Origin of the sequence: Mesotoga sp. HF07.pep.5.2.highcov (genome assembly GCF_003666285.1) — a bacterium.
Classification (GTDB): domain Bacteria; phylum Thermotogota; class Thermotogae; order Petrotogales; family Kosmotogaceae; genus Mesotoga; species Mesotoga prima.
Map to the genome: position 1 here is coordinate 1 of NZ_JFHJ01000380.1, position 2,888 is coordinate 2,888.

A 2,888-nucleotide genomic window follows, 5' to 3' on the forward strand; every position below is an offset into this window, starting at 1 on the left:
CCGAGCGTTCTCAGCTTCAAGCCTCTAAGGAGCTCTATGAAAGATTTCGGGTCTTTTTTTCCCATTACAGCAGATTACAGGGCCATCTTAAGAACGCCGTAAGGGCCTACAATGATGGGGTGGGTTCTTTTGAAAGCAGGCTGCTCCCAAAAGTCAGGGAGATAGAAGCTCTTGCCGAGGTAAACGAAAAACTGGAAGAGATCGAGGAGATCTTGGATGAGCCTAAATCGTCGGATCTTGTCGACCGCAACTGAATTGCTCATCCGTCAGCGCTTCATTGAGGAATATGCTTGAACACGCGAAGTTCTCGTGGTAACGGTGTTTTCTTGACGACCCGGTCCGGCCGCTTCTTGGCATAGTCTTAGTGAGCTCCTCCCGCATCTAATTGTGCTTTTTACTTAATAATCAAATGCAATACCATATGAGATCAAACGAAACATCCTTCGGTGGTTTCAAGATCTTTTATGCGATAAAATGCGAAAGGGAGCTTTGAGGTTTCCAAGATCATATGAAGAAGGAGAAATAGATGAATGAGATTCTCTGGTTCTTAATGCTGGTAGTGAACTTTGCTTTGATTACCATAGCATACAGATGGTGGGGAAAGACGGGCCTTTACGTATGGGTAGCCATTGCCGCGATAATAGCTAACGTGCAGGTTATCAAGACAGTCTCTCTCTTCTGGATGGCCGCCACGCTCGGAAATATCGTATATGCGACCTCTTTCCTCGCTACAGACATCCTATCGGAAAACCACGGAAAGAAAGAAGCCAGGAAGGCCGTCTACGTGGGATTCTTCTCTCTAATATCCGTTACTGTGATAATGCAAATTGCGCTCGCCTTCGAGCCCCACCCTTCAGACTTTTCGCAAGAACACCTTTCTGTGGTATTTGGTCTCCTTCCCCGCATCGCTCTTGCGAGCCTTGCCGCATACTGGTGTTCTCAGCTGCACGACGTGTGGGCATACGACTTCTGGAAGAAGAGGTTCCCCGAGAAACGGCACATCTGGATAAGGAACAATGCGAGTACAATGATCTCGCAATTGATAGACACGGCCGTCTTCACTGTCATTGCCTTTGCGGGAGTCTTTCCGGCAGGTGTCTGGTGGCAGATATTCTGGTCCACTTATATTCTGAAATGGGTCGTTGCCGTTCTAGACACACCGTTCATCTATCTCGCCAGAAAGATGAAAGACGACGGGAAGATCAGAGATCTTGTTCCTTAACCCTTATCATAGGCTGAAAATACTAAAGGCGTGAATTGTTGAAGCTTCTGTTTTTGGAAAACCGCCAATCTCCGGCTGGTATAATTGGGCCAAATATCCTCTGTTCAGTGGTTTGGTACTTCAGCTTTCACGTATGTTGCCATGTCAGGAGGTGAACAGTGAAAGAAAGAGAAGAGAAACTAGATAAATACGTGGAAAAGAGAGATTTCAGCAAGACATCGGAACCGGACGGGAGAGAGGCCACTGTTGAATGGTCAAAAGAGAGGCCGGTATTCGTCATTCAGAAGCACGCTGCTTCGAGGCTTCACTACGATTTCAGAATAGAAGTGGACGGAGTTCTCAAGTCATGGGCCGTTCCCAAAGGGCCCTCAACAGATCCATCGGAAAAGAGGCTGGCCGTTCCAACCGAAGACCATCCCCTTGAATACGGCGACTTCGAGGGAAATATCCCCGAAGGCGAGTATGGAGGCGGTACGGTCCTTCTATGGGACCGGGGAAGCTACAGAAATCTGAAGGAAGACCCTGAATCGAATCCTCTGTCGAAGCAGATAGAAGACGGGCATATCACGATTTGGCTCGAAGGCCATAAACTAAGAGGCGGGTACGCTCTCATAAGAACCGGTAAAGGCAGCAAAGCGAGATGGCTTCTCGTGAAGATGAATGATGAGGAGGCCGATGCGCGGAGAAATCCGACAGCCACCGAACCGGATTCGGTAAAGACCGGTAGAACTCTCGAAGAGATCCGTGATTCCGGAGAGTAATGCTGATTTGAAAGACCCTTGTTATCTGGAGATTGATCACACAGTATATGCCTGCCCTATCTTGAAGACCCGAAAAGTCTTGAAATCTCTCGAAGGCCTTTCAAATCGAAAAAAACCGGCTTTCTGGAGTTGCCTCAGTCATTTGAGCAGGGGTATTCGTCGATAATCTCTGGATTCTTAAGGCCCTCCCTAACTTTTACAAGGATCTCGGCTGTCAGTATCTTCAGTTTCAACAGATGAATGGAAACGGTAGAGGCAACCCCGATGAGGACAAGTGCATCGGCAGTATTGGATATCATAATCATCGTCAAGGCTAGAGTAGACCAAAGCAACAGAAAGGCAAGGTTCATCGCTCTCCTCCTTACGGCGTGAAAATAGAGATAGCTGAAGATAGATGCGACGAAGAGCCTGTGACAGATCGGCCATCTGTAAAGCTTTTCAGAGCTCCTCGATTAACAAAATGCCGTCAACAACAAAAAGTGAGTTGTTGGCAGCAAAGGAAGAGTTATTTTCGTTATCCAAAGAAATAGAAACAGCGCAGTGAGTTTGACTTTCTTCTTCGGATCTTTTTCCATGTTTTTCTCCTGCCTTGATTGTACCGAAGAGCGTACAACGTTGGGCAGGCTTTAAATTAGGTTCTCGGCAATCTGGCGGTTAAGTTTATGGAAGTACAATCGGCTTTGAATTAGAGAAAGCGGTGTAAAGAGAAAAAAAGAGTTCGATCGGAGAATCAAGACCGTTAGTCCTTCCTACTTTTAATGATTCTGACATGACATTATGCTGACTTCTTCTAAGGGAAGAAGAGCTGACAGCTCAACTACTGGATCTCCCCGCTTCAGAGTTTTAGTTAGGTTTAATAACTTCTATATTGTGATGAGGATTCTGATATCATTAAGATGAGGTGA

The 2,888-nt window shown here is 46.5% G+C and carries 4 protein-coding genes; 3 read left to right on the forward strand and 1 reads right to left on the reverse strand.

Translation table 11 applies throughout. The features are described from left to right. The 3 genes from rmuC to BG32_RS08175 form a co-directional block, all read left to right on the forward strand. A partial coding sequence (rmuC, locus tag BG32_RS08165) for a DNA recombination protein RmuC (RefSeq protein ID WP_121526663.1) occupies positions 1–254 on the forward strand: 254 nt, incomplete at its 5' end. A 272-nt stretch (positions 255–526) separates the two neighbouring features. Then, positions 527–1,222, forward strand: a complete 696-nt coding sequence (locus BG32_RS08170) for a queuosine precursor transporter (protein WP_006490127.1) — start codon at positions 527–529, stop codon at positions 1,220–1,222. A gap of 158 nt (positions 1,223–1,380) precedes the next feature. Continuing rightward, positions 1,381–1,983: a DNA polymerase ligase N-terminal domain-containing protein gene (locus BG32_RS08175; RefSeq protein ID WP_006490128.1), complete on the forward strand. Its 603-nt coding sequence runs from the start codon at positions 1,381–1,383 to the stop codon at positions 1,981–1,983. Positions 1,984–2,117: 134 nt separating this feature from the next. Here BG32_RS08175 and BG32_RS08180 read toward each other — a convergent pair whose 3' ends face one another. After that, a complete protein-coding gene (locus tag BG32_RS08180) occupies positions 2,118–2,333 on the reverse strand; it encodes a hypothetical protein (protein ID WP_006490130.1) in 216 nt (71 codons plus the stop codon). Positions 2,334–2,888 lie beyond the last annotated feature (555 nt).